We start from the raw sequence: 24,127 nt of genomic DNA, 5'->3' as shown, positions 1-24,127 counted from the left end.
GTGTGGGGGGGGGGGGGGGGGGGGGGGGGGGGGGGCCGGCCGCCGAGAGAGGGAGGGGGGGGGGGGGGCGGCGGGGGGCGGGGGGGGGGGGGGGGGGGGGGGGGGGGGGGGGTGGGGGGGGGGGGGGGGGGGGGGGGGGGGGGGGGGGGGGCTTCCCCCCCCCCCCGCCACACAAGAAAGTTCAATTGCCCGGTGCGGTCCACACGGCGTCGGAGATGCGCACCGCGTTCGGGATCAGCTTGAGCTTGTAGAAGCGATCGGCTGTCGCCTGCTGGCCGGCGATGATCTCGTCGGTGATCGGGAAGATGCCGAATTTGGTGCGGTTGGCCGCGATCGTCTGTGCATCGAGCGGCACGCCGGTCACCTCATGCAGCGCCGCGGCAACCTTGTCGCGGTTCGCGTCCGCCCATTTCGCCGCCACGCCGAGCGCCGATATCGTCGTGGCGATCGTCTCCGGATGCGCCTTGGCGAAATCCTTGTTGGCGAGGAAATAGGTGTTCACCTTCAGCACCTCGCTGGAGCGCGCCAGCACGCGCGGCTGGTAGCGTGTCTCGGCGATGGCGTAGAACGGATCCCAGACCGCCCAGGCATCGATCTGGTCGCTGGCGAAAGCCGCCGCAGCATCGGCCGGGCTGAGATAGACCGGGGTGATCTGGTCGAAGGGGATGTTTGCTTTTTCGAGTGCCGCGACCAGCAGATTGTGCGCGCTGGTGCCTTTGCCGACGCCGATGCGCTTTCCCTTGAGGTCGGCGAGCGACTGGATCGGCGATGCCGGCTTGACGAAGATCGCTTCGCCGTCGCCATTGGCCGGCAGTGCCGCCGCATAGACGATGTTGGCGCCGGCCGACTGGCCGAAGATTGGCGGTGCGTCGCCGGTCCAGCCGACATCGATGGCGCCGACATTGAGCGCCTCGACCAGCGGCGGGCCGGCGGTGAATTCGACCCATTTCACCGCGACACCCTTGTCGCTCAGCGCCTTCTCGATCACCTGCTGCTGCCGGGCGATGACCGGCAGGCCGGTCTTCTGATAGCCGATGTTGAGCTGCTTCAACTCCTGCGCCGAGGCACTGAGCGAGGCAGCAATGCCCGCCGCCAACAGGCCGATGCCGAAAACGCGTCTGGTCAGGCTGAACATGATCCGTCTTCCTTCGCTGCGAACCGGCGCCGGGAAGGGCTCCCTGCCGTGGATGAGAGACAAGGCTAGGTAGGTCTATAAATTTAGTAGAGAAACGATTTTGCGAGTTGGCTGCTTGACGTGGAAATATTTTCTTCAGAACCCAGCGCTCGTCATCCTAGGGCGAAGCAAGGAGCGAAGCGACGCGGCGCAGACCCTAGGATCCATGCCGTGACGTTTGGCGTAGAGTGAAACGGATCAGAATGTCGCTTGTGCGCGAACCGAGGCTCGATACCCTGAAACCATGACCGGCTACGTCTACATGACTGCAAGCCAAAAACGCGGCACGATCTACATCGGCGTCACCAACGATCTCGCCCGCCGCATGCCTGAACACAAATCCGGCCAGGGCGCAGGCTTCACCAGCCGCTACGGTGTTCAACGGCTGGTCTGGTATGAGGAATTCTTCGACATCACCGATGCCATTCAACGCGAGAAGTCGCTGAAGCGATGGCCGAGACAGTGGAAGATCGAACTGATAGAGAAGGCCAATCCGGAGTGGTTTGAGCTGTTTCGCGGAACCGGGTGGTAGGCGCCCGGTTTGTTGCTCCCCTGGAGCGTAGCATCAGCGTCTCGGCATGGATCCTAGGGTCTGCGCCGCGTCGCTTCGCTCCTTGCTTCGCCCTAGGATGACGAAATCGCGAAGGCTGGCGCTAATCACCATCACCTCACTGCGACCAATACTGCCAGGCCCAGTAAAATCCCTCGTCGCGCGGCGGCAGGCGGTCGCGTTCGGCGTCGAGTTGCACGGGGGCCGGCGATTTCGGCTGCGGCTGCGACGACGAGTTCTCCCGCCAGGCGAGCAGCCAGTTGCCGAGATGGGCGAACAGCACCGCGGTGGACTGGGTCATGACATCACTCCTTCTGTTCCGGGGTCGGCGGTCGCCGTGCTGCGAAGGGAAGCAGCCGGTCAAACCGGCAGAACTTGTTGTCATTCCTTTCCCGCCCACGGAACCAGCTGACGCTCGATTCGGCGGATAATGAATTCCAGCACGAAGGCTATTGTCGCGATCACCACTATTCCCATCACCACGACATCGGTGACCAGGAACTGGGCGGCCGACTGGATCATGAAGCCGAGGCCGCGCGTTGCCGCCACCAGCTCGGCTGCAACCAGCGTCGACCAGCCGGCGCCGAGCGCGATGCGCAGGCCGGTGAGGATCGACGGCAGCGCGCTGGGCAGGATGACATGGCGCACCACTTGGCGCTGCGTCGCACCAAGCGAACGGGCCGCATCGATGCGCTCCTTTGAGACACCGCGCACGCCCGAGGCCGTCGACAGCGCCACCGGCGCCAGCATGGCGATTGCGATCACCAGGATCTTTGACGGCTCGCCGATGCCGAACCAGATGATGACCAGCGGCAGATAGGCGAGCGGCGGGATCGGCCGCAAAAATTCGAGCAGCGGATCGAAGATGCCGCGCCCAATGGTGCTGATGCCTATGGCGAGACCGACGGGCACGCCGACGATGATGGCCGCGACCAGCGCCGCGAACACGCGGCCGAGGCTGGCGACGATGTGCTGGAGCAAAGTCGCGTCGACGAAGCCGTCCTTGATCACCACGATGAACTTGGTCCACACGGCGGCAGGCGACGGCAGGAACACCGGCGACACCAGTTGCAGGCGCGCAGACAGCGCCCATGCCGCCAGCACGGCCAGGATGGTGACGGCGCTGATCGCCCGCGAGGAAACCCCGCGCCGCTTCCGCACCGGCCGCGACCACGGCACCGAAATGGCATCGGCCTCGCCGGTCCCGGTGGCCGGCCGCTCGCTGTAGGAGGTTACGCTCATGCCGCCTCTCCTTCGAAGATCGCATCGGTCAGCTCGCCGCGCGCCGCGGCAAAGGCTGGATCGGCCTTGATGGCGCGGATCGGCTCGCCTGCGGCATAGCGCCGGCTGAAGCCGGTTTCGAATGTCCGCACCACATGGCCAGGTCCCGGCGCGAGCACGACGATGCTTGTGGCCAGCACCAGCGCCTCCTCGATGCCATGCGTGACCATCAGCACGCCAACCCGGCTTGCGGTCCACAGGTCGAGCAGCGTCGTCTGCATGCGCTCGCGCGTCAGCGCATCGAGCGCGCCGAGCGGTTCGTCGAGCAGCAAGAATTCCGGTTCGGCGGCAAGCGCACGGGCGAGGCCGACGCGCTGGCGCATGCCGCCGGACAATTCCCAGATGCGTTTGTCGCCGACGCTGTCGAGCTTGACCAGCGCCAGCAACTGGTCGGCGCGGCGCACCCGCTCGGCTTGCGGCACGCCGCGCAGCCTGAGCGCAAAGGCGACGTTTTCACGAGCCGTCAGCCAGGGAAACAGCGCATCGTTCTGGAACACGACCGCCCGGTCGGAGCCTGGGCCGGTGATCGGCCTGCCGCCGATCGTGGCGACCCCGCGCGCGGGGTCGACCAGGCCGGCGGCGACATTGAGCAGCGAGGTCTTGCCGCAGCCGGAGCGGCCGACCAGCACGACGAAATCACCCTTGGCGACATCGATGGAAACTCGGTCGACCGCCGGCGCTGCCTGGCCGTCATAGTGAACCGAGACCTTGTCGAGTACGAGATGCGGGTCGAGTACGAGATGCGGCATGAAAAGGGGCTCCGGAAGAAAATCAGCCTGCCCCGGCCCTGGTTAAGCGGATCCGGGACAGGCAGCACGCGGCGTCAGGGAAGAGGAAACCGCGCGTGTTCAGAGCAATTCCAGGAAAAGTGTGAAGCGGTTTTCCGTCCGGAATTGCGTAAAACTGAAGATCAGTTCGAGGCCAGAGCCTCGGTCACGTATTTCGACGACACGTATTTCGAATAGTCGGGCAGCACGGCGTCGATCTTGCCCTGCTCCTTGAGGAAGGCCGAAGCTGCCTCGATCGCCTTGACCGTGCCGCCGCCGAGGAATTTGTCGGAAGCCTGCTCTTCCAATGTCGGGAAGACGTAACCCTTGAGGAGCTGCGGCACCTCTTCCAGTTTGGCGCCGGTGATCTTGGCGATCTTGGCCGCTTCCGGCGACGAAACCGACCATGCCTCGGGCTTGGCCAGGAACTGGGCATAGGATTCGCCGGTCACCTTGACGAAATCGCGCACGGCGTCCGGGTTCTTTTCGGCGAAGTCGGTGCGCACGATCCAGGCGTCGAAGGTCGGCGCGCCCCAGGCGGCAACCTGCGAGGAATCCAGCACCACCTTGCCTGTCGTCTTGATCTGGCCGAGCGCCGGATCCCAGACATAGGCCGCGTCTATGTCGCCGCGAGCGAACGCGGCGGCTATTTCCGGTGGCCTGAGATTGAGGATTTCGACCGACTTCGGGTCGACGTTGTCGTGCTTCAGCGCCGCAAGCAGGCTGTAATGCGTGGTCGACACGAACGGCACCGCCACCTTCTTGCCGGCGAGGTCGGCGATCTTCTCGATGCCGGATCCGTTGCGGGCGACCAGCGCTTCGGACTGGCCGATCAGGCCGACGACAAAGATGGTCTGGATCGGCAGTTCGCGGCTGGCGGCCGCGGCCAGCGGACTCGAGCCGACATAGCCGATATCGACCGAACCGGATGCGACGGCGGCGATGACATCGGCGCCGGAATCGAATTTGCGCCAGTCGATCGTGGCCTTGGTCGCCTTTTCATAGGCGCCGTCGGCCTGCGCTACTTTGGAAGGTTCGACCACCGTCTGGTAGCCGATGGTGATGTTGAGGTCCTGCGCCTGGGCCGGGCCGAGGAAGGCCGCACCCGCCAAAGCTGCCGACGACAGGAGGACAATGCGTCGCGAAATGCTGGACATGAAAGGCTCCATGAAAAATGAGAAAAACCGGATGCCTGTTCATAGTCAGCTAATTCTATCATTCTTGTAGAGTTAAATCGTTCCAAGGAAAAAGCACTTTTTAGAAAAAAAGCAACGGCTGATGCGGGCGCGGTGACCGGCCCGTGTCGAACCGTGCGCAAACGCAAATGGCGCCCCAAAGGTGCTGAAGAGTTGGTGGTCCTGCCAACCCTCGCTACGGAAGAGGCCTGATTTGGTGCTCGGCGCGCCGCTTGCGGCCTGCCGCAGGATCGATGTCGAGCCGTTGAGCCTCACCGACTTCCGCAGCGACGGCCACCGCTGGATGCTGCGGTCAAGCGGCGTGCCGGTGGCCGCCAAGGCCGCCCGGTCACAGACAAGGCGGCGTCCTGATATCGGGCGAAGGGCAGCGCCCGAGTTGTCGGGAGTCATGTTTCGCCGATCCGCGGGCTGCGACCCAAAATTCCCGGAAAAGCCCCAAATGGCGCAAATCCATGCTGTAAAAGACGGTTGATTTGAAAACACGTTCCGCGTGCTCGAGGGCAAGTATAGTAATCTTATCGACATTGGGAGCAGGAGCCGCCGTTCATCGCCGCAATCGCTCGCGGCTGGCTGTGACCGTAACGGCACAAAGCCTTGCCAAAGTGGCCCCTGCGGCGTGAAAACGAAGCAAAATCAAGGTTTCTCGGCTTGTATATCATGTCAGTAGAATTTATGTGTCGAAGCAGCTTGCACGCGGCGGGGAGGCACGTCAGGCGTTTCGCAACCGATGGTTTGGGCCATCGCCTGACAGAGAAACATTCGGTCTATGCTCACCAAAAAAGGCAAGTACGGCCTCAAGGCGCTGGTCCATCTGGCGCATCTGCCGGTGGGACAGCTCGCCTTCGTCGGCGACATCGCCAGCGGCAACAACATCCCGAAGAAATTCCTCGACGCCATTCTGGGCGAATTGCGCAATGCCGGTTTCGTCCAGAGCCGCAAGGGCAAGGATGGCGGCTATCGCCTGGCGCGCCCGGCCGACGAGATCAAGGTCGGCCATGTCGTGCGCGTCCTCGACGGACCGCTGGCGCCCATCCCCTGCGCCAGCCGCACCCAGTATCAGCGCTGTGAAGACTGCAATGAGGCGACATGCCAAGTCCGACATCTGATGCTCGAGGTCCGGCAGGCGATCGCCCAGGTGCTCGACCAGCGCACGCTGGCCGAGATGCGCGACATCGTCCTCGACGACCTTCCGGTCGCAAGGGACGAGCTTGCGCCGGCGCAAAAGGTCCCCGCCTGATCCTGAGCGTGCTCGCATGAGCGTCGCGCGCGCCAATTCGATCATCCCCAGCTCGATCATCATCGTCGGCGGCGGCGCCAGTGGCGTGGTGCTGGCCGCCCATCTGCTGAAGTCGCCCAACCCGGACCTGCGCGTCACGCTGATCGAGAAGCGTCCGCATTTCGGCCAGGGCATCGCCTATTCGACGCTGCTGTCTGCGCACGTGCTGAATGTCAGCGCCGCGGGGATGAGCGCCTATGCCGACGATCCCCTGAATTTCTGGCGCTGGTTGCAGGGGCGCGGCCTGATAAGCCAGGAACAGACGCCGCAGACACCCTTCTATGCGCCGCGCAGCGTCTATGCCCGCTACCTCAAGGAAGTGCTCGACGAGCTCGAAGCGCGCGAAAAGGAAACCGGCCGTCTCAGGCTGATTCGCGAGGAAAGCCTGTCGATCTCGCCGACATCGTCCGGCGTCGAAGTTGTGCTGGCCAACGGCACCAGCGTCGTCGCGCATCTGGCGGTGCTTGCCACCGGCCACGACGAGCAGCCCGGCGCCGGCCAGGGCCACGCCATCCGCATGGGCACCGAGGCCGACACCGCGCTCGATCCTGAAGCCCGCGTGCTGGTGCTGGGCACCGGGCTCAGCATGGTCGATGCCTTCCTGTCGCTCGAGCAGCGCGGCCATCGCGGCGAGATCGTCGCCGTATCGCGGCGCGGGCTGCTGCCGTCGCCGCACCGCAAGGGCAACCCGATCAAGCTCGACGTCGCCGACATTCCGCTCGGCACGCAGCTCTCCTATTTCGTCGGGTGGTTCCGCGATCTGATCCGCGAAAACCAGAAGGCCGGCATCGACTGGCGCGACGTCGTCGATGGGCTGCGACCCTTCAATCAGAAGATCTGGCAGAACTGGCCGTCCTCGGCCAAACGCCGCTTCGTCGAGCACACCAAGGCCTGGTGGGACATCCATCGCCATCGGCTGGCGCCCGAGGTGCATGCCCGCGTCACCGAAGCGGTGCGCACCGGCCGCATCCGCCCGGTCGCCGGCCGTGTCGTCGGCATCGAGGCCGGCGATGGATTCACCGTCGGCATCCAGTCCCGCCACACAAAGGCGCTGGAAACGCTGCTGGTCGCGCGCATCTATGATTGCACCGGCATCGCCCGCGATATCTCGACGACGTCGAACAGCGTCGTGCGCTCGCTGGTCGACCGCGGCCTGGCGCGGCCCGACCCGCTGCGGCTTGGTCTCGATGTCACAGCCAAATGCGAAATCATCGCCGGCGACGGCACCGCATCGGCCAAGATCCTCGCCGTCGGGCCGCTGACCCGCGGCACCTTCTTCGAGATCGACGCCATCCCCGATATCCGAGTCCAGTGTGCGCGGCTGAGCAAGCAGCTGCTGGGGTAAAGCTGTTGACGTCGGCGGGATAGCACGCCCCTCAGAGGGGAGTGGAAGGATCGCTACGGAGGGTGTTGGGCTTGAGTCCAAAGCCCGCCTCAAACTGGAATTCCATTCCCCCTCTCGCCGGTTGATTGGCACGATCTACCTTCTTTCCGACTGCAAACGGCCGGAAAAGAAGCTACGCTGCCGCTCTGCCCCCGAGGCGGTCGCTTGTTCAAGGGAGCACATCGACATGAGCGAGCACGGAAAAGCTGCGCCAGGCAGTTCGGACGGCACGTTATTGCGCCTGCGTCCGCCATACGCCTCGGTGCTCGACCTCATCGGCCAGACGCCGGTGGTCGAACTGACCAAATTCGACACCGGCAAGTGCCGGCTGTTCATCAAGCTTGAAAGCCAGAATCCCGGTGGCTCGATCAAGGACCGCATTGCGCTGTCGATGATTGCCGCGGCCGAGAAGGAAGGCAAGCTGAAGCGCGGCGGCACCATCGTCGAGGCGACCGCCGGGAATACCGGTCTCGGCCTCGCCCAGGTCGGCATCCCCAAGGGCTACCGCATCATCCTCGTCGTGCCCGACAAGATGTCGCGCGAAAAGATCCAGCATCTGCGCGCGCTCGGCGCCGAAGTGCGCATGACCCGCTCCGATGTCGGCAAGGGCCATGCCGAATATTACCAGGACATGGCCGAGAAGATCGCATCGGAAACGCCCGGCGCCTTCTACGCCAACCAGTTCGCCAACCCGGCCAACCCTGAGGCGCATGAGACCACCACCGGACCGGAAATCCTTGCCCAGCTCGACGGCGACCTCGACGCCGTGGTCGTCGGCGTCGGCTCCGGCGGCACGCTGACCGGGCTTGGCCGCTATTTCGCCAGAACATCGCCGAAAACCGAAATGGTGCTGGCCGATCCCGTCGGATCGGTGCTGGCGCCGCTGATCAAGACCGGCAAGATGGAAGAGGCCGGCAGCTGGACCGTCGAAGGCATCGGCGAGGATTTCGTGCCGCCCAATGCCGATCTGTCGCTGGTCAGGAAAGCCTATTCCATCCCAGACAAGCAGAGCATGCTGGCCGTGCGGGACCTGCTTTCGAAGGAAGGCATTCTCGCCGGCTCGTCTTCCGGCACGCTGCTGTCGGCCGCGCTTCGCTATTGCCGCGAGCAGACGACAGCAAAACGCGTCGTCACCTTCGTCTGCGACAGCGGCAACAAATATCTGTCCAAGGTATTCGACGATTTCTGGCTGGCCGAGCAGGGGCTGGCCGAACAGGAACAGCATGGCGATCTGCGCGACCTCGTCATGCGCTCGCACCGCACCGGCGACACCGTTTATGTCGGCCCCGACGAAAGCCTGCTCAACGCCTATGGCCGCATGCGCCGCTCCGATGTCTCGCAGCTGCCGGTGCTGGACAATGGCAAGCTGGTCGGCATTATCGATGAGGGCGATATATTGGCCAAGGTCGACGGCCCCTATGACGGCCGCTGGGACCGCTTCAACGCTCCGGTGCGCACCGCCATGACCTCCAATCTGCACACGCTGCAGGCCAGCCAGACGCTGGATGCGCTGCTGCCGGTGTTCGACCGCAACGAGGTCGCCATCATCTTCGATGGCGACGAGTTCGTCGGCCTGATAACCCGTATCGACCTGATCAACCATTTGAGGCGCGCACGATGACTGCTGAAACATCCCCATCGGGCAAGAACCGCCTGGCTTTTTCCACGCGCACCATCCATGGCGGCCAGAGCCATGACCCGCTGACCGGCGCGGTGATGGTGCCGATCTACGCGACCTCGACCTATGGCCAGCAGTCGCCCGGCGTGCACAAGGGGTTTGAGTACGCCCGCAGCCAAAACCCGACCCGCTTTGCCTTCGAGCGCGCGGTGGCCGATCTCGAAAGCGGCTCGGCCGCCTTTGCCTTTGCTTCCGGCCTGGCGGCGATCTCGACCGTGCTCGAGCTGCTCGACAGCGGCGCCCATATCGTTGCAACCGACGACATCTATGGCGGCTCGTTCCGGCTGATGGAGCGGGTGCGCAAGCGCTCGGCCAATCTGCAGGTGAGTTTTGTGGACTTCACCGATCTGGCGGCGGTGGAAGCAGCGATTCGCCCGGAGACAAAACTGCTCTGGGTCGAAACTCCGACCAATCCGCTGCTGCGTATCGTCGACCTCGAAGGCGTTGCGGCACTCGCCAGGCGCAAAGGGGTTTTGACGGTCGCCGACAACACGTTCTGCAGCCCCTACATCCAGCGGCCGCTTGAACTCGGCATCGACATCGTCGTCCATTCGACGACGAAATATCTCAACGGCCATTCCGACATGGTCGGCGGCGTCGCCATCGTCGGCGACAACAAGGATTTGGCGGCCCAGCTGAAATTCCTGCAGAACGCCATCGGCGCCATCTCCGGTCCCTTCGACAGTTTTCTCGCGCTGCGCGGCATCAAGACACTGGCGCTCAGGATGGAGCGGCATTCCACGAACGGCCTGAAGATTGCGCAGTGGCTGGAGGCGCGAAAAGATGTGCGCCGCGTCGTCTATCCCGGCCTGGCCAGCCATCCGCAGCACGCCATCGCCGTCCAGCAGATGCATGCCTTCGGCGGCATGATCTCGGTCGACCTCGACCGCGACCTCGCCGGCACCAAACGCTTCCTCGAACGGACGCAACTGTTCACGCTGGCTGAAAGCCTCGGCGGCGTCGAAAGCCTGATCGAACACCCGGCGCTGATGACGCACGGCTCGATCCCGGCGGAAAAGCGCGCGGAAATCGGCATTTCGGATTCGCTGGTGCGGTTGTCGGCGGGGATAGAGGATGGCGATGATCTGATCGCCGACCTGGACCAGGCGCTGCGGGGGTAGGCGTACCGGATGCGTACCGATGACAATGAGGGGCGGCGCTGACCGTCGAGATTAAATCCCAATCCGCCGCGCGTTAACACATTCAGCAGCCTTTGCTTAACCCTTCGCCGCTATGTCCCGCCTGGGGAGGCATGGCGAGAGTGAGTGTGATGGACAACAACCCGGAAAAGCGCAGCGAATGGCGCGCCATTTTTTATGTGCAGGCCCGCGTGGCCATCCTGTTCGTCCCGGTCGTCGCCAGTCTTCTGATCATTGCCGCACTTGCCGGCAACGACCACAATCCCAATGCCATAGACCGCACGGTTACTGGCTCGGTGAAATAGGCGCAGCGGTCGGCCGACAGTCGGCCGCCTCAGAAAAACTTCGGGATCGGGCCGTTCTGAGGCGTCACGTCGCCTTCCAGGTCGATGAACGCCTCGTCGACAAAGCACCATGCCCAGCCTTCCGGCGGGTCGTAGCCTTCGATGATCGGGTGCTTTGTGGCGTGGAAATGCTTGGTGGCGTGGCGGTTGGGCGAGTCGTCGCAGCAGCCGACATGGCCGCAGGTGCGGCACAGCCTGAGATGCACCCACATGGAGCCGCTCTTCAGGCACTCCTCGCAGCCGAGCGCGCTCGGCGTCACCGTCTTGATGTCGCGCGTGTGTTTGCATTCATCCATTATGCTCTCCTGGCCAGTTCGGGCGCTGCTGCGTTGGGTCGCGCGAGATACGCGTGCAAGGCAGCCACCACCTGGGCGCCTTCGCCGACGGCGGCGGCGACCCGCTTGACCGAGCCGGAGCGCACGTCGCCGATGGCGAACACGCCGCTGCGGCTGGTCTCCATCTGGCCCGCCCCTATGTCGGCGCCGGTGCGCACGAAGCCCCTGGCGTCGAGCGCGATATCGCACCCAGCCAGCCAATCGGTGTTGGGGTCGGCGCCGATGAACAGGAAGAGATGCTGGATCGGCCGCGTCTCGACGCCGCCGGGGTTGCGCCAACGCAACCGGGTGAGATTGCCGCCTTCGCCTTCCAGCGCCTCGATCTCGGTCTCGCCAAGCACCTCGATGTTGGGTTGCGCCTCGATACGCTCGACCAGATAGCGCGACATGGTTTCCCTGAGGCCGCCGCGGCGCGCCAGCATCGTCACCTTGCGCACCTGGCTGGCGAGATAGACCGCCGCCTGCCCCGCCGAATTGCCGGCGCCGACCAGCGCCACTTCTTGCCCTGTGCATAGCCGCGCTTCGATCGGCGAGGCCCAGTAATGCACCGACGTGCCCTCGAACTCGGCCAGCTTGGCGACGTCGAGGCGGCGGTAGCGGGCGCCGCTGGCGATCACCACCGTGCGCGCGCGCAGGCTTTCACCGTCGCCGACGGCGAGCGTGTAGCCCTCGCCTGCTGCACCGAGCAGCTTGGCCTCGTCGGGGATGAGTATTTCGACGCCGAATTTCTGCGCCTGGTTGTAGGCGCGCGCCATCAGCGCCATGCCGGAAATGCCGGTGGGGAAACCCAGATAGTTCTCGATGCGCGCGGAGGCGCCGGCCTGGCCGCCGAAGGCGCGGCAATCGAGCACGATGGTCGACAGCCCTTCGGATGCCGCATAGACCGCGGCCGCCAGCCCCGCCGGTCCGGCGCCGACAATGGCGACGTCATAGACCATGTTGGGATCGATCGGCCGCAGCAGGCCGATGCAGCGGGCAAGTTCGGTTTCGCCGGGATTGTGCATCAGCTTGCCGTTGGGGCAGAGCACGATCGGCAGATGGTGCGGGTCAACATGAAAATGCTCAATCAGCGTCTTGGCGCACGGGTCGCTGTCGGAATCGAGCGCGCGGTGCGGCTGGCCGCTGCGGCGCAGAAATCCCTGCAGCCGCAGCGTGTCGCCATTGCCGGCCGGGCCGATGACGACCGGCCCGCTCGAGCCGCTTTCCAGAAGCCCGACGCGGCGCAGGATCAGCGCCCGCATGATCCGCTCGCCAAGGCTTGCCTCCTGCACCATCAGGTCGCGCAGCCGCTGCGAGGGGATGACGAAGGCCTCGACCGGCTCGGCCGCCTCCGCATTGACCAGCGACGGCCGGCTGGAAAGCTGCGCCAGCTCGCCGATGAAATTGCCGGGACCATGAGTGACGATGGTCTCGCGCCGGCCGGGCCTGACATCCTGGGTGATATCGACCGTGCCCGACAGGATGACGATCAGCCCCGGCGCCACGGTGCCGGCGGTGACGATATGCTCGCCGGCGGCATAGGAACTCGCCTCGCCGAACCGGCGCATGCGCTCGATATCGGCGTCGCCCAGGATGGGAAACATCTGGTCGCGGCGGGTGACGGTGATCGGCTGGGTGGGTGGGGCCATAGGTGCGAGCGTAGCGCCGAGACGGCCGGGTTTGAAGTGGTTTGTTAAGCGCCTGGCCGGGAGGGCAGGTTGGTTCCCGCGCCAACTCGTGCGGATGCCTCACATGGCCCCGCGCTGCAAGGCAAACAGTGCGCCGACAAGTGCGACCTTTATAAGGGCGAGCCCGAGCAGTACCGCCAGCAGTCCTCGCTCACCAGTATGCTGCAAGAGCAGCGCGCCGACGGTCGGCGCCGGGCTATCGCGTTACGCCAAGCGCCTGAGGTGCGGTTGTATCCTTGGGCTCCCCGAAGGCAGATCCTGGCGAAATCCCATTCGTCACATCTTTGTAGAGCGCTATCGGATGCGGGCGCCCCACCAGATATCCTTGGATTTCGGGACATCCTTCCTTCATCAGGAAGGCACGCTCGTCCTCTGTTTCGACACCCTCCGCGATGACAGGCAAGGCCAGCGCATTCCCCAGGCTGAGTATCGTGCGCACGATGGCCGCCGATTGGACATTCGAACCGACACCCGAAACAAAACTGCGATCGATCTTGATCTTGTCGAATGGAAACGCCTGCAACGAGGACAGCGAGGCATACCCCGTGCCAAAATCATCCATCGAGACCCTGACGCCCAACGCCTTCAACCTCCGCAAAACCGACAAGGCGGTTGCCCGGTCGCGGATGAGAACCCCTTCCGTGATTTCCAGTTCCAGCCGCCCCGGAGCAAGGCCGGTCTCGTAGAGGATAGAATGAACGAGGCCTACCAGGTCGCCGAAACGGAATTGCACGGGAGAGAGGTTGACGGCGATCTGCAGCGGTGAGGGCCAGGAGGCCGCGTCTCTGCACGCCTGCCTGAGCGTCCATTCACCTATCTCAACGATCGTGCCATCCTGTTCGGCAAGCGAGACAAACGCGTTTGGCGAGATGAGCCCATGCTTTGGATGGTGCCATCGGGCGAGTGCCTCGAAACCGAAGATTTCGCCGTCCATCCTGGCTTGCGGCTGATAATGAAGCACAAGTTCGCCATGGGCGACCGCAGAGCGCAAATCTCGCTGCAAGGCGTAGCGCTCTCTTAGCCGCTTATCCATCTCAGGATCGAAGAATTGCACCATCCGACGACCGTCCGCCTTGGCGCGGTAGAGCGCTGCGTCGGCATTTGCCATCAGCGCCGCGGCATTCTCTCCGTCTTTCGGATAGATCGCCGCGCCGATGCTCACCCCGATCGAAATGTGCTGGCCCCGGATTTCGAATTTGCCTGCCGCCGATTCGAACAGACGGTCCGCAACATCCTTGGCACTCGCGGACCGGTCATCCATGGCCAGGACAACCGTGAACTCGTCGCCGCCCATGCGCGCGATAAAGGCCTCAGGCGCCGCGGTTTGGAGACGCCGGGAGATGGTGCAAAGCAGATCGTCGCCGGCGGCGTGCCCGAAAACGTCGTTCGCCTCTTTAAAATGGTCAAGGTCGATGCTGAAGACGGCAAAACTGGCGTGCGTTGCTTTTGCACGCTCGAGCGTCGTGGCCAGGTGTGCTGCAAGCGCGGCTCGGTTCGCCAGGCCGGTAAGCGGATCGTGGTGCGCGAGATGCGCGATTTCCTCGTGCCGTGCCATCAGTTCGGTGCGCGCTACGTTCATGTTCTCGCGCGCGTCGTCCAGGCCGTGGGCGGCTTCCCTCACCTTGTCCTGGAGCAGGTTGAAGCTTTCGGCCATCTCTCCAAGTTCGTCACGAGAGTTTACCGTAACCGGCATGATATTCACGGAGGCATGCGCCGCAGCGAGGTCTCCCCGCCCCAGGGCGACCATGGCAAGAGAGAAATCCTTCAGCGTTCCGGATGTCAGACGCTTTGCCGCGTTGCTCACCTCGGTCGCCGAATGGGTGATCATTCCCGGCAAGATCAGGCCAACGCTGATGGTCAGCAGCGCGACAACGACAAAAATGTCCTCCAGCGCGGCGACCAATGAAGTGTCGCCTTGGGGAACGCTGCCGATCGCCAGGAAATAGCCGGCACCGTCAAGCACGAGCACAAAAAGCATGGCTCCGGTAAGCTTCAGGTGAAGCGTATGTGGCAGCAAGGGTAGACCGAGTGCGTATCGATCCTCCATAGCGCGCCAGGCGTAGAGCGCAGCACCCGAATATGCCAAAGCCAGACCGAACAGGACGGTAGGAAGGCCAAATTGCTGAAATCCCAGTATGGCGGTCAACAGCCATATTGCAGCCGCGCCTACGCCAAGGATGATCGTTCCCCTGGGAGCCCGGAAGGGTCGCTCGGCTTCGGGACTATCACGGCGCAAGAGCCAGACTGCGATGTTTGGCATGCAGATGCTGATCAGGTACGTAAAATTGGCCGCGGCGATCATCCAGAGCGGATAACCGCACAGCATGAAGCCGATAGCCGCGGCAGCTGTGAGCAGCGTTGCCGCCCAGGGACAATCTGTTGAGGTGCGCCTGGCCAGGAAGCTCGGCAGCAGGCCGTCTTCGCTCAGCTGCGCAAGGGTCCGCGCGGCGCCTGCCAATGGCTGCAACGTTCCATGGAACATGTTCAGCATGATGAGCCAGATGGCGGCCGCCTTGCCGAAACTCCCCAACAAGGGCGCAAAGGTGGGCCCGAGAGCTATGGCGAGGTCGGTGCCGAGCGGCTCCGGCCCGAGCACACCCAGCCAGACAACCGGCAGGACCAGGAAATAGACGCCCGCCATTGCGGCGCTGGCCCACATCGCCAGAGGAATGTTGCGGTTGGGATCGATGGTTTCGCCAACATGGCAGGCTGCAGCCTCAAATGCCGGTGCGGCAAACCCGATCAGATACAGTCCCGCCATCACCGACGTGATGTCGCCGAACAGGCCGGTAAACGGGCTGGTCAGGGCAAAATCCGTCGCCTGCCGCCAGTCGACCGAGCCACTGATGACCGGTACGAGGGATGAGAGAAACGCAAGCGTCGCGGAGGCCGTGGCGATCGGGATCGCCAGTTGGACCACCCACTTGATTCCACACAGGTTGACCGCCGTAAAGAATGCGATGAGCCCGCAGGCGACCGCCTCCACGGGGAGGCCCGGCAGGTACCATTGCTGGATTGCAGACGCTGAAAGAACCGCTGTCAGTCCGCAGGTCGGCACCCAACCCCACCAATAGCAGGTGCCCGTCAGAGCCGAGAGAACGGGACTGTAAGGTCGGAAGGCTTCGGCGCACGCTGCAGAGATACCGCCGACGCGGTTTGGCCACATGAGAACCAATTCGGTCCACGCAGGCGCGGCGGCCCAGCTTAGAAGCAGACCAACAACGAGCAAAGGAACCGCAGCGCTTCCTTGACCGGGAATATTCCCCTGACCGACAAAAAGGGCGGCAATCAGAAACAGGCTTTGATTGCTGCCACCCATGGCGAGCGCTGTCGTGCCCATCCATCCCAAGGTTCTCGGGTGCGGTCGTGAAGGCGTGAGGCCCGGCATTCAGAGACATCCATTCGAGTGCGGAGCGCTGTCTGACTGGCGAATGTAACCTGCGGAGATATTTCTGTCGAACGTCGCGCTCCCGAAGTCAAAGTTGGAACTTAGGTGAGACGTATTAAGACTTCGTACCAAATCCGATCCCGCTGATGATCACTGTCAACTTCCGGTGGCTGCGGTTCAATCATGCTGATGCCGGTCCGAATGGCTCGATCTCCTCCGATCCGGGATATCATTTCCAATTTTATCTAATCGCCCACTATGGAAGAGCGATCGAATAGTCGCGAATACAGCCTAATATCGCTTATTATCGACAAATCTCGTGATTGCGGAGCGCCATCATTCGAAACGGCGGCTGAAGTCGACTGTAGATCGCTAAGCACATTGACCGCTTTTGACTTCGTAACTCGCCATCGTGGGGGGCAAGGACCGAGACTTCACGCCGTGCCTCAAGCTGGAGCTAACTTGTGCGAGCACGCCGCATAGCCCCGCGTTGCAGGGTAAACAGCGCGCCGACCACGCTGGGCGCGGCGGTCGGCCTTGGCGCGCTGGTGGGTCCTTCCCAGGCCGGCGCCCGTACGGTCGATATGGCGATCGCTCGCTACCATCATCGGATCTGGACCAAACTGGCCTCGGTGACATTTGTGACCATAGGCGTGGCGACGCTCTGGACCGGCCTGCCGGTTCTGCCGGCCGCGCTGATTTTCTACGGCGCCGGCTTCGGCTAGCATGGCCGGGTATCTTCACATGCGGCGACATGGTGTTCTGGACGATGCTTGAGCGCGACGCGACCTCGCCAGCGGGCACGCCTTCGACGCCGGCCCGCAGCAGGAATGTGTTCAGCACCAGAACACTTGGGATCAGCGTTGCGGGAGCCTGCACACGTGAGTACTCCGCCTCACAAGCCTTCCGGCTGGTCCTCGAGGACGAACGACGCTGCAATCAGGTCATCGCCGCTGATGCGGCCACTGCCGCCAACCATGATGGATGCGACTTTCTGAAAGGTCTTCATGTCGGCCTCTGTTATGCGCGCATCGCGCATTCTCGCCCTGAGAGAACCCAAGCGGGTATCGAGGGCTGGCGATGTCTCGACGTCATCGATCATTTTCGATCATCCTGGAGCGCAATGTGAAATCCGCTGCCCGCCGCCATGGTCGGCGGCGGGCGGCAGCTATTCGATCAGTCGTAGACCTTCACAATTTTCCGGGTGCCGGGGTCGACCAGGACGGTGCGGTTGTCGACCACGACATAGCGGTATTTGACGTTGGGAACTTCGTGCAGCTCGACCATATCAGGCAAGGCACTGCCGACGTTCAGCTCCACGCCCGGGATCTTCACCGAAGCCAGCGGCTGCTTTTTCACATATTCGCGGACGACCGTATCCTGCTCCGGTGTGATGACGACATCCTGAGCTGCGGCGGCGCCGACCCCAGCCAAAAGCAACAAGCCTGCAGCGGCACTTGCAAAGTGGATTTTCATGGTTTTCTCCTCGCGTAATCCGGCGACGGCACCACGCCTGTTCGCCGAGGGACCGAACTTGAGATCAGCCAGATTGTTCCTGTGACTTCAGTCCGCCGCGAACCAGACCAAAGTCGGATATCAGCTAAGACCCAAGTCCCGAGGCGGAACGTTCAAGCGGGGCAGGCGTTTCCCAAATGCAACTAAATAAAACAGGAGAGGAACACATGGCCGACGGCCCAACTGTTGTTAATTCTGGGGGTGGCGGCGGCACGGCGATTGCTGTTGTTCTTGCACTTATTGCGGTCGTAGTGTTGCTTATTTTTACCGGCGTCATCAATATCCGCGGCGACGGCGGCAAGGATATCAACGTCAAGGTTGAAGCGCCAAAGGTGGAAGCTCCGGCTGCACCCGCAAAGCCTGCGGCACCTGCCCCAGCCCCTGCGAGTGGCGGCTGATCTGGTCGTATCCACGCCTTCAAACTGACCTATGAAAGGAAATTCCCATGACCAGATATTTCGTCAGCGCCGCCGGCGCCCTCGTCCTTATGGCGGGCATCGGCACCTCGTTTGCCGAGGATGTTGTTGTTCTCAAGCCCGAACAACAGACGGTCATTCGCGAATATATCCATAAGCAGAAGCTGGCCTCAGTCAGTTTGCTCGGCGTCGAACTCAATGTCGGCACGGCACTTCCAGACACTGTCGAGCTCCACGCAATCGACGTTCCGGATGTCCGCTACAAGTATACGGTTGTCGGAGATCATGCGGTTCTCGTCGATCCCGACACGCGCAAGGTCGTGCAGATCATCGAATAACGCGCGAGCCCGCCGCTCCGGTCTGGAGCGGCGGGCTGTGGCTGCCCTGTGAAAGTCTACGGGCAGCCTTTTCTCAACGGGAGGATGTCTGATGTTTAGCGACAAGGAAACTTGGGTCCTGGAAGCTGCCTTACTCGCGGCAATTCCAATTTGCGTAGCCGTCACCGCACTCGTGGCATTTTTGACCGCGGCCTGGATATGAATCGCTTCCTGTTTGTGATGGGCGACTTTCTATCCCGGCCACCGGGCTTCTATGTCCTTCTTGTAGCCATGCTGCTCTGTACTGCGTTGGTGCCATTCGGCCTGACCAATGTGGTCACCTACGCATTGTCGGTAGCGGCCATCGTGATCACCGGCGTTGTGCTGATCCAGGGTTACCGCGACACGGCCGCCATTCACGCCAAGCTTGATGAGATTATCGTTTCGCTGAATGAGACCAGAAACGATGTCGTCGGCTTGGAGCATGCCGAGCCGGAGGAGATTCGGGAGAAGCTCCAGACACTCGAAGAAGAAGCAATGAAAGCGGTTCGCCCGCCGCATTGACCCTCCGCTGGACTATCTGTCATCCATCAGCAAAAAAGCCCGGGAACCGGGCTTTTTTGCTTCGCGTCTAAATCATTTCGGACTTATCCGAAACGGGAATTTGGTGCCCAGAAGAGGACTCGAACCTCCACTCCTTGCGGAACACGGACCTGAACCGTGCGCGTCTACCAATTCCGCCATCTGGGCTGGTGCGGGCTCATGTAAGCGGGCAAACGATATGTGTCAACGCGCTTTTTCGAGGGCCTCTGCCTGCCGGCTTAGTTTCCCGGGGGTCAGCGCCGCCCCTCACCTGCCTGCCGGCATCCTCTCCCCGTACAGTGACGGGGAGAGGGGCGCTCTCATCGATGATTTTCGCCGGTCACCTGCGTCACAAGAAGAGCGCCGAGGCTGCGGCCAGCCCTTTCTCCCCGTCACTATACCGGGAGAACTGCCCGGCAGGGCAATGAGGGGCAGCGCCGACTTGGCGAATGCGCTGGCCGAAAACCTCACCCCTCCAGCACGTCCTTCGACGCCACAGTGGAATCGGCGTTGAGCTTGTAGATCACCGGCACGCCGGTGCCGAGCTCGAGCTTGACGATCTCCTCGCCGCTCTTGCCGTCCAGCGCCATGATCAGTGCGCGCAGCGAATTGCCATGCGCGGCGACCAGCACGGTGCCACCCTTCAGCACATGCGACTGCATGTCGTGCAGGTAATAGGGCCAGACGCGGGCGCCGGTGTCCTTCAGGCTTTCGCCGCCGGGCGGCGGCACGTCGTAGGAGCGGCGCCAGATGTGCACCTGCTCTTCGCCCCACTTCTGGCGCGCGTCGTCCTTGTTGAGACCGGAGAGGTCGCCGTAGTCGCGCTCGTTCAGCGCCTGGTCGCGGATCGTCTTCAAATCGCTCTGGCCGACCGCGTCGAGAATGTGCTGGCAGGTCTTCTGCGCCCGGATCAGTGCCGAGGTGAAGGCAATGTCGAATTTCAAGCCGCGTGCCTTGAGCTTCTGGCCGGCTTCCTTGGCCTCCTTGTGGCCCTGCTCGGTAAGGTCGACATCGCGCCAGCCGGTGAACAGGTTCTTCAGGTTCCATTCGCTCTGGCCGTGGCGCACGAGCACGAGAGTTCCCGACATGTTTGCTCCTTCAAAATTATGGATAGTTTAGCTCAAGCCGAGCACGTCCCGCATGGAATAAAGTCCGGGCTTTTTACCGCGCGCCCAGAGCGCGGCCTTGACCGCGCCGCGGGCAAAGATGGCGCGGTCCTCGGCATGGTGCGACAGCGTGATGCGCTCGCCGGTCCCGGCCAGGATGACGCTGTGGTCGCCGACCACCGAGCCACCGCGCAAGCTGGCAAAGCCGATCGTTCCTGGCTTGCGCACGCCGGTATGGCCGTCGCGTGACCGCACATCGTTGCCGGCAAGGGAAATGCCGCGTCCCGCCGCCGCCGCTTCGCCGAGCAGCAAGGCGGTGCCCGAGGGCGCGTCGACCTTGTGCTTGTGATGCATTTCGAGGATCTCGATGTCGAAATCCTCTGGACCGAGCGCGCGCGCGGCCTGCTCGACCAGCACCGCCAGAAGATTGACGCCGAGGCTCATATTGCCGGATTTGACGATCGTCGCGTGGCGCGCCGCGGCCTCGATCCTGGCGTCGTCTTCCGCCGAGCAGCCGGTGGTGCCGATGACATGGGCAATGCGTGCCTGCGCGGCATAGCCTGCGAATTCGACGGTGGCTGCCGGCATGGTGAAATCGAGCACGCCGTCGGCCTTGGCGAACACCGGCAGCGGATCGTCGCCGATCGTCACATTGATGATGCCGATGCCGGCAAGCTCGCCCGCATCCCTGCCGAGATAGGGCGATCCGGTTCGTTCGACCGCGCCGACGACGCGGGCGCCGGGGATCGAATGGATGGCGCGGATCAGCGTCTGGCCCATGCGGCCGGCCGCCCCCACCACCACCAGGCCCATTTCGCTGGATTCGCTCATGCTGTTCTCCCCACCGCCTTCTTGGCGCGGCTGGGCCGGACCGGAGTTTGGACGGGCTTCGAGTCGTCGACAAGCCCCAGTCCGTTCTTGCCTTGAATGCGGTGGAAGCGGGCGTAGACACTGTTTGGATCGGCCATCAGTGCGGCATGGGTGCCTTCCTCGACCAGGCGCCCCTCTTCAAGCACGATAATGTGGTCGGCGTTGACGACCGTCGACAGGCGATGCGCTATCACGATGGTGGTGCGCCCTTCCATCACATGGGTCAGCGCCTCCTGGACGCGCGCCTCGGCCTCGTTGTCGAGCGCCGAGGTCGCTTCGTCGAGCAAAAGGATCGGCGCGTTGCGCACGATCGCCCGCGCAATCGAGACGCGCTGGCGCTGGCCGCCGGAAAGTGTCGAGCCGCCCTCGCCGACGGGCGTGTCGTAGCCCTGCGGCTGCTGACGGATGAACTCGTCGGCCGCCGCCAGCACCGCCGCCCGCTCGATCTCGGCGTCGGTCGCCGAAAGTCGGCCAAAACGGATGTTGTCGCGTATGCTGCCTTCGAACAGATAGGGCGCCTGCGAGACATAGGCGATCGAGCCGCGCAGCGAGTGCTTGGTGACTTTGGAAATGTCCTGGCCATCGATCTCGATCGAACCCTTGTCGACATCGTAGAAGCGCTGCAGCAGCGCCACGAGCGTCGTCTTGCCGGCACCCGAGGCCCCGACCACCGCCGTAACCTTGCCGGCCGCGGCGGTGAAACTCAGGTTCCTGATCACCGGCATGCCGGCGCTGTAGCCGAACGTCACATTGTCGAAGCGAACCTCGCCGGTGGTGATCCTGGCTTCGACCGCGTCGGGCGCATCGCCCTGTTTAGGCTCCAGGTCGAGCAGCTCGTAAATCATCCGGGCGTTGACCAGGGCACGTTCCATACCAACCTGCGTACGAGCCAGGCGCCGTGCGGGGTCGTAGGCCATGATCAGCGCGGTGATGAAGGAAAACACAGCGCCTGGTGGTTGTCCGAGCACCAGCGCCCGGTAGCCGGAATAGGCAAGGACGGAGGTAATGGCGAGACCGCCCAAAATCTCGGAAATCGGCGACAGCCGCTCCGCGACCCGGGCGATCTTGTTGTTACGCTGCTCGGCCGTATCGGCCATGATGCCGATCCGGCGCGCCAGCTCGGCTTCCAGGGTGAAGGCCTTGACGATGGCAATGCCTTGGGTGGCCTCCTGCACGGACCCGTTCAGCCGCGAGTTGATCAGCACCGATTCCCGGTTGATGCGCCGCAATCGGCGGGTGATGTAGACGACGGCCCAGATCAGCGGCGGCCCGATCAGCAGCGAGCTGAGCGACAACACCGGATCCTGGTAGATCATGACGCCGACGAGGGCGATCAGCGAGACCGCGTCGCGGCTGATGGAGGTCAGCGTCAGCGACAGCAGATCGCGAACGCCGCCGACATTCTCGTTGACCTGTGCCGCCAGCCGACCGGAACGCGTATCGTTGAAGAAGTCGACGCCGAGCTTCATCAGATGGTCGAAGCTGCGCTTCTGGTAGCGGGCGACCAGATTGTTGCCGATCTTGGCCAACGCGACCGCCTGGCCGTAACCGGCGAAGCCGCGCAGCACGGAGGCGGCCATGAACCCGGCGCAGATCCAGACGATCATGTCGCCGCGTCGTTCGTAGAAGATCTCGTTGATCATCGGGGCCATGATCCACGCCGTGAAGGCGGTGGTGGCGGAAACAATCAGCAGGCAGCCGACGGCAACGACATAGGTCCAGCGATATTCACTACCGTTTTCGGCCAGGATGCGGCGCAGCACCGCAGTGACCTCAGCTGGCTGGACTTTCAGTTTGAGTGGACTTTGAGCGGTCAAATCGCGGGCGCTTCGTGGTTTGCTAGAGCATGATGCCGAAAAGTGTGAAGCGGTTTTCGGACGACATCATGCTCTATCTCTTTGATTTAGAGCCGGATTCAGATTTCAGGTCGATTCGATCTGAAATCATCCGGCTCTAGGGATGCCAAGCTGGAATTCGGCCCCCTCTTAGCGCCCCGGCTACGGCTTGCCTATGGCGAAACTTCGTCGCGGCCCGAGGTTAGGGTCACGAGAGCGGCAGCCATTTCCAGGAAAATACCCGTTTTCGGGACGAAATGGATCATGCCCGCCAGCGCCGCCCCGCCGTCTGGACGCCGAACAGCGACGGGTTGCGGGCATAGGCGGCAAGGCCCAGAAGTGCCGCCAGCGGGTGGGTGATGACATAGACCGGCATCGAGGCCATCAGCGCGCTGTGCGGCGCCTTGTCCTCGAAGGCGGCGCGGAAATTGCCTTCCTTCAGTGCCGGAACGATCTTCTGCGCGATGCCGCCGGTCAAGAACACGCCGCCGCGGCTCATGAACACCAGCGCGAGGTCGCCGGCGGTGCGGCCGAGGCAGGTGACGAACAGCGCCAGCGCTTCCTCGGCGACCGTATCGGTCTTGGCCAGAGCCGCCCCGGTGATTTCGGCCGGCGTGGTGAACGGCGCCGGCTTGCCGTCGGCCTTGGCGACCGCCCGGTAGACATTGACCAGACCGCGCCCGCACAGGATCTGCTCGCCCGAAATGCGGCCGTCCAGCTTTTCGATATGCGGGAACACCTCGAAATCGCGCGGCGTCCGCGGACCGATATCCATATGGCCGCCTTCGCCAGGCACCGGTATCCAGTGGTGGAGGGCATGAACCAACCCAGCGACGCCGAGGCCGGTGCCGGGGCCGAGCACGACGCGTCCGGCATTCTCCTCCGGCGTGCCGCCGCCGATCTTTTCCATATGCTCTTCGCCGAGCGCCACGACGGCCAGCGCCTGCGCCTCGAAATCGTTGAGCACGACGATGTCGCCCAGGCCCAGATTGGCAAACATATGCTTCGGCTTCACCACCCAGGGACAGTTGGTAAGCGGGATCTCGTCGCCATCGACCGGTCCGGCGATGGCCAGCACTGCCGAATTCGGCCGGATGGACGACCGGTCGAGCACCGCCGCCTGGATCGCCTCGTCTATGGTGGCGAAATTGGCGGTCTGCACGATCTGCGGCTCACCGGCTTCCGAATTTGCGTCGAGCACGATCGAAAAGCGCGCATTGGTGCCGCCGATGTCGCCGATCAGCACTGGAAACCGCAACGCGGTGTCGTCGTCGCCTGACATGCTCTTGCTCGTCCCCTTTGCGGCG

General features: G+C 63.4%; 25 protein-coding genes and 1 tRNA gene. 11 read left to right on the top strand and 15 right to left on the bottom strand.

Features of this window, described 5'->3' with window-relative positions; translation table 11 throughout:
* Positions 1-181 precede the first annotated feature (181 nt).
* On the bottom strand, positions 182-1,135 hold the full coding sequence (locus tag NKJ76_RS12190) for a sulfonate ABC transporter substrate-binding protein (RefSeq protein WP_352537512.1): 954 nt from the start codon (positions 1,133-1,135) through the stop codon (positions 182-184).
* Positions 1,136-1,418: 283 nt separating this feature from the next.
* Between NKJ76_RS12190 and NKJ76_RS12185 the strand changes: the two genes are divergently transcribed.
* Positions 1,419-1,706: a GIY-YIG nuclease family protein gene (locus NKJ76_RS12185; RefSeq protein ID WP_023710330.1), complete on the top strand. Its 288-nt coding sequence runs from the start codon at positions 1,419-1,421 to the stop codon at positions 1,704-1,706.
* Positions 1,707-1,842: 136 nt separating this feature from the next.
* Here NKJ76_RS12185 and NKJ76_RS12180 read toward each other — a convergent pair whose 3' ends face one another.
* The 4 genes from NKJ76_RS12180 to tauA all read right to left on the bottom strand — a co-directional run bounded on the left by NKJ76_RS12180 (position 1,843) and on the right by tauA (position 4,929).
* The gene (locus NKJ76_RS12180; RefSeq protein ID WP_023672089.1) at positions 1,843-2,025 is read right to left on the bottom strand and encodes a hypothetical protein; all 183 of its coding nucleotides are present in this window, start codon (positions 2,023-2,025) and stop codon (positions 1,843-1,845) included.
* A gap of 80 nt (positions 2,026-2,105) precedes the next feature.
* Complete coding sequence (locus NKJ76_RS12175) at positions 2,106-2,966, bottom strand: ABC transporter permease subunit (protein ID WP_023702434.1); 861 nt, start codon at positions 2,964-2,966, stop codon at positions 2,106-2,108.
* Positions 2,963-3,754: a taurine ABC transporter ATP-binding protein gene (locus NKJ76_RS12170; protein ID WP_352537511.1), complete on the bottom strand. Its 792-nt coding sequence runs from the start codon at positions 3,752-3,754 to the stop codon at positions 2,963-2,965. The genes NKJ76_RS12175 and NKJ76_RS12170 overlap by 4 nt, the downstream gene beginning before the upstream one ends.
* Positions 3,755-3,915: 161 nt before the next feature.
* The gene (gene tauA, locus NKJ76_RS12165) at positions 3,916-4,929 is read right to left on the bottom strand and encodes a taurine ABC transporter substrate-binding protein (protein ID WP_023692932.1); all 1,014 of its coding nucleotides are present in this window, start codon (positions 4,927-4,929) and stop codon (positions 3,916-3,918) included.
* Between the two features lie 232 nt (positions 4,930-5,161).
* Here tauA and NKJ76_RS12160 point away from each other — a divergent pair, with 232 nt between their 5' ends.
* The 6 genes from NKJ76_RS12160 (at position 5,162) to NKJ76_RS12135 (ending at position 10,750) form a co-directional block, all read left to right on the top strand.
* Positions 5,162-5,440, top strand: coding sequence for a hypothetical protein (locus NKJ76_RS12160; protein ID WP_352537510.1), 279 nt, complete (start codon positions 5,162-5,164; stop codon positions 5,438-5,440).
* A gap of 294 nt (positions 5,441-5,734) precedes the next feature.
* Positions 5,735-6,205, top strand: coding sequence for an RrF2 family transcriptional regulator (locus NKJ76_RS12155; protein ID WP_352537509.1), 471 nt, complete (start codon positions 5,735-5,737; stop codon positions 6,203-6,205).
* 16 nt (positions 6,206-6,221) lie between these two features.
* On the top strand, positions 6,222-7,589 hold the full coding sequence (locus NKJ76_RS12150) for an FAD/NAD(P)-binding protein (RefSeq protein WP_352537508.1): 1,368 nt from the start codon (positions 6,222-6,224) through the stop codon (positions 7,587-7,589).
* Between the two features lie 226 nt (positions 7,590-7,815).
* Positions 7,816-9,249, top strand: a complete 1,434-nt coding sequence (locus NKJ76_RS12145) for a pyridoxal-phosphate dependent enzyme (protein WP_352537507.1) — start codon at positions 7,816-7,818, stop codon at positions 9,247-9,249.
* The gene (locus NKJ76_RS12140; protein WP_023706950.1) at positions 9,246-10,427 is read left to right on the top strand and encodes a trans-sulfuration enzyme family protein; all 1,182 of its coding nucleotides are present in this window, start codon (positions 9,246-9,248) and stop codon (positions 10,425-10,427) included. The genes NKJ76_RS12145 and NKJ76_RS12140 overlap by 4 nt, the downstream gene beginning before the upstream one ends.
* Positions 10,428-10,558: 131 nt before the next feature.
* The gene (locus NKJ76_RS12135; RefSeq protein WP_196814107.1) at positions 10,559-10,750 is read left to right on the top strand and encodes a hypothetical protein; all 192 of its coding nucleotides are present in this window, start codon (positions 10,559-10,561) and stop codon (positions 10,748-10,750) included.
* Between the two features lie 29 nt (positions 10,751-10,779).
* Here the strand turns inward: NKJ76_RS12135 and NKJ76_RS12130 are convergent, their stop codons facing one another.
* From NKJ76_RS12130 to NKJ76_RS12120, 3 genes are all read right to left on the bottom strand, one after another.
* Positions 10,780-11,085 carry a UBP-type zinc finger domain-containing protein gene (locus tag NKJ76_RS12130; protein ID WP_023672079.1) on the bottom strand — a complete coding sequence of 102 codons (306 nt, stop codon included), beginning with the start codon at positions 11,083-11,085 and terminating at the stop codon, positions 10,780-10,782.
* Positions 11,085-12,752 carry an FAD-dependent oxidoreductase gene (locus tag NKJ76_RS12125; RefSeq protein ID WP_352537506.1) on the bottom strand — a complete coding sequence of 556 codons (1,668 nt, stop codon included), beginning with the start codon at positions 12,750-12,752 and terminating at the stop codon, positions 11,085-11,087. The genes NKJ76_RS12130 and NKJ76_RS12125 overlap by 1 nt, the downstream gene beginning before the upstream one ends.
* 235 nt (positions 12,753-12,987) lie before the next feature.
* Positions 12,988-16,131 carry an amino acid permease gene (locus NKJ76_RS12120; protein WP_352537505.1) on the bottom strand — a complete coding sequence of 1,048 codons (3,144 nt, stop codon included), beginning with the start codon at positions 16,129-16,131 and terminating at the stop codon, positions 12,988-12,990.
* A gap of 512 nt (positions 16,132-16,643) precedes the next feature.
* Between NKJ76_RS12120 and NKJ76_RS12115 the strand changes: the two genes are divergently transcribed.
* The gene (locus tag NKJ76_RS12115) at positions 16,644-16,904 is read left to right on the top strand and encodes a hypothetical protein (protein WP_352537504.1); all 261 of its coding nucleotides are present in this window, start codon (positions 16,644-16,646) and stop codon (positions 16,902-16,904) included.
* Positions 16,905-17,074: 170 nt separating this feature from the next.
* Here the strand turns inward: NKJ76_RS12115 and NKJ76_RS12110 are convergent, their stop codons facing one another.
* Together NKJ76_RS12110 and NKJ76_RS12105 are read right to left on the bottom strand one after the other, a co-directional pair.
* Positions 17,075-17,281: a hypothetical protein gene (locus NKJ76_RS12110; protein ID WP_023681214.1), complete on the bottom strand. Its 207-nt coding sequence runs from the start codon at positions 17,279-17,281 to the stop codon at positions 17,075-17,077.
* A gap of 74 nt (positions 17,282-17,355) precedes the next feature.
* Entirely contained in the window at positions 17,356-17,655 is a 300-nt protein-coding gene (locus tag NKJ76_RS12105) for a DUF1236 domain-containing protein (RefSeq protein WP_352537503.1), read from the bottom strand.
* 206 nt (positions 17,656-17,861) lie between these two features.
* Here NKJ76_RS12105 and NKJ76_RS12100 point away from each other — a divergent pair, with 206 nt between their 5' ends.
* From NKJ76_RS12100 to NKJ76_RS12090, 3 genes are all read left to right on the top strand, one after another.
* Positions 17,862-18,092 (top strand): hypothetical protein, encoded by a 231-nt coding sequence (locus NKJ76_RS12100; RefSeq protein ID WP_033001362.1) that lies wholly within the window; start codon positions 17,862-17,864, stop codon positions 18,090-18,092.
* 47 nt (positions 18,093-18,139) lie between these two features.
* Complete coding sequence (locus NKJ76_RS12095) at positions 18,140-18,448, top strand: DUF1236 domain-containing protein (protein WP_352537502.1); 309 nt, start codon at positions 18,140-18,142, stop codon at positions 18,446-18,448.
* A gap of 198 nt (positions 18,449-18,646) precedes the next feature.
* A complete protein-coding gene (locus NKJ76_RS12090) occupies positions 18,647-18,991 on the top strand; it encodes a low affinity iron permease family protein (protein ID WP_023672069.1) in 345 nt (114 codons plus the stop codon).
* Between the two features lie 101 nt (positions 18,992-19,092).
* On the opposite strand, the gene NKJ76_RS12085 is transcribed toward NKJ76_RS12090, so the two are convergent.
* The 5 genes from NKJ76_RS12085 to NKJ76_RS12065 all read right to left on the bottom strand — a co-directional run bounded on the left by NKJ76_RS12085 (position 19,093) and on the right by NKJ76_RS12065 (position 24,102).
* Positions 19,093-19,177, bottom strand: a tRNA-Leu gene (locus tag NKJ76_RS12085).
* Between the two features lie 299 nt (positions 19,178-19,476).
* Positions 19,477-20,097 carry a 2,3-bisphosphoglycerate-dependent phosphoglycerate mutase gene (locus NKJ76_RS12080; RefSeq protein ID WP_023672068.1) on the bottom strand — a complete coding sequence of 207 codons (621 nt, stop codon included), beginning with the start codon at positions 20,095-20,097 and terminating at the stop codon, positions 19,477-19,479.
* 27 nt (positions 20,098-20,124) lie between these two features.
* The gene (gene dapB, locus NKJ76_RS12075) at positions 20,125-20,946 is read right to left on the bottom strand and encodes a 4-hydroxy-tetrahydrodipicolinate reductase (RefSeq protein WP_023726737.1); all 822 of its coding nucleotides are present in this window, start codon (positions 20,944-20,946) and stop codon (positions 20,125-20,127) included.
* Complete coding sequence (locus NKJ76_RS12070) at positions 20,943-22,802, bottom strand: ABC transporter ATP-binding protein (RefSeq protein ID WP_352537501.1); 1,860 nt, start codon at positions 22,800-22,802, stop codon at positions 20,943-20,945. The genes dapB and NKJ76_RS12070 overlap by 4 nt, the downstream gene beginning before the upstream one ends.
* 280 nt (positions 22,803-23,082) lie before the next feature.
* On the bottom strand, positions 23,083-24,102 hold the full coding sequence (locus tag NKJ76_RS12065) for a glucokinase (protein ID WP_352537500.1): 1,020 nt from the start codon (positions 24,100-24,102) through the stop codon (positions 23,083-23,085).
* Positions 24,103-24,127 lie beyond the last annotated feature (25 nt).

This window comes from Mesorhizobium sp. M0029, assembly GCF_040323735.1.
In the GTDB taxonomy this organism is placed as follows: Bacteria; Pseudomonadota; Alphaproteobacteria; order Rhizobiales; family Rhizobiaceae; genus Mesorhizobium.
Note: the sequence above shows the minus strand (reverse complement) of the source record. Positions and strands in the feature narration are given on the sequence as shown.

Coding starts and splice junctions, on each gene's coding strand:
- NKJ76_RS12190 (WP_352537512.1), bottom strand. CDS start 1,135: ATGTTCAGCCTGACCAGACGCGTTTTCGGCATCGGCCTGTTGGCGGCG.
- NKJ76_RS12185 (WP_023710330.1), top strand. CDS start 1,419: ATGACCGGCTACGTCTACATGACTGCAAGCCAAAAACGCGGCACGATC.
- NKJ76_RS12180 (WP_023672089.1), bottom strand. CDS start 2,025: ATGACCCAGTCCACCGCGGTGCTGTTCGCCCATCTCGGCAACTGGCTG.
- NKJ76_RS12175 (WP_023702434.1), bottom strand. CDS start 2,966: ATGAGCGTAACCTCCTACAGCGAGCGGCCGGCCACCGGGACCGGCGAG.
- NKJ76_RS12170 (WP_352537511.1), bottom strand. CDS start 3,754: ATGCCGCATCTCGTACTCGACCCGCATCTCGTACTCGACAAGGTCTCG.
- tauA (WP_023692932.1), bottom strand. CDS start 4,929: ATGTCCAGCATTTCGCGACGCATTGTCCTCCTGTCGTCGGCAGCTTTG.
- NKJ76_RS12155 (WP_352537509.1), top strand. CDS start 5,735: ATGCTCACCAAAAAAGGCAAGTACGGCCTCAAGGCGCTGGTCCATCTG.
- NKJ76_RS12150 (WP_352537508.1), top strand. CDS start 6,222: ATGAGCGTCGCGCGCGCCAATTCGATCATCCCCAGCTCGATCATCATC.
- NKJ76_RS12145 (WP_352537507.1), top strand. CDS start 7,816: ATGAGCGAGCACGGAAAAGCTGCGCCAGGCAGTTCGGACGGCACGTTA.
- NKJ76_RS12140 (WP_023706950.1), top strand. CDS start 9,246: ATGACTGCTGAAACATCCCCATCGGGCAAGAACCGCCTGGCTTTTTCC.
- NKJ76_RS12135 (WP_196814107.1), top strand. CDS start 10,559: ATGGCGAGAGTGAGTGTGATGGACAACAACCCGGAAAAGCGCAGCGAA.
- NKJ76_RS12130 (WP_023672079.1), bottom strand. CDS start 11,085: ATGGATGAATGCAAACACACGCGCGACATCAAGACGGTGACGCCGAGC.
- NKJ76_RS12125 (WP_352537506.1), bottom strand. CDS start 12,752: ATGGCCCCACCCACCCAGCCGATCACCGTCACCCGCCGCGACCAGATG.
- NKJ76_RS12120 (WP_352537505.1), bottom strand. CDS start 16,131: ATGGGCACGACAGCGCTCGCCATGGGTGGCAGCAATCAAAGCCTGTTT.
- NKJ76_RS12110 (WP_023681214.1), bottom strand. CDS start 17,281: ATGATCGATGACGTCGAGACATCGCCAGCCCTCGATACCCGCTTGGGT.
- NKJ76_RS12105 (WP_352537503.1), bottom strand. CDS start 17,655: ATGAAAATCCACTTTGCAAGTGCCGCTGCAGGCTTGTTGCTTTTGGCT.
- NKJ76_RS12100 (WP_033001362.1), top strand. CDS start 17,862: ATGGCCGACGGCCCAACTGTTGTTAATTCTGGGGGTGGCGGCGGCACG.
- NKJ76_RS12095 (WP_352537502.1), top strand. CDS start 18,140: ATGACCAGATATTTCGTCAGCGCCGCCGGCGCCCTCGTCCTTATGGCG.
- NKJ76_RS12090 (WP_023672069.1), top strand. CDS start 18,647: ATGAATCGCTTCCTGTTTGTGATGGGCGACTTTCTATCCCGGCCACCG.
- NKJ76_RS12080 (WP_023672068.1), bottom strand. CDS start 20,097: ATGTCGGGAACTCTCGTGCTCGTGCGCCACGGCCAGAGCGAATGGAAC.
- dapB (WP_023726737.1), bottom strand. CDS start 20,946: ATGAGCGAATCCAGCGAAATGGGCCTGGTGGTGGTGGGGGCGGCCGGC.
- NKJ76_RS12065 (WP_352537500.1), bottom strand. CDS start 24,102: ATGTCAGGCGACGACGACACCGCGTTGCGGTTTCCAGTGCTGATCGGC.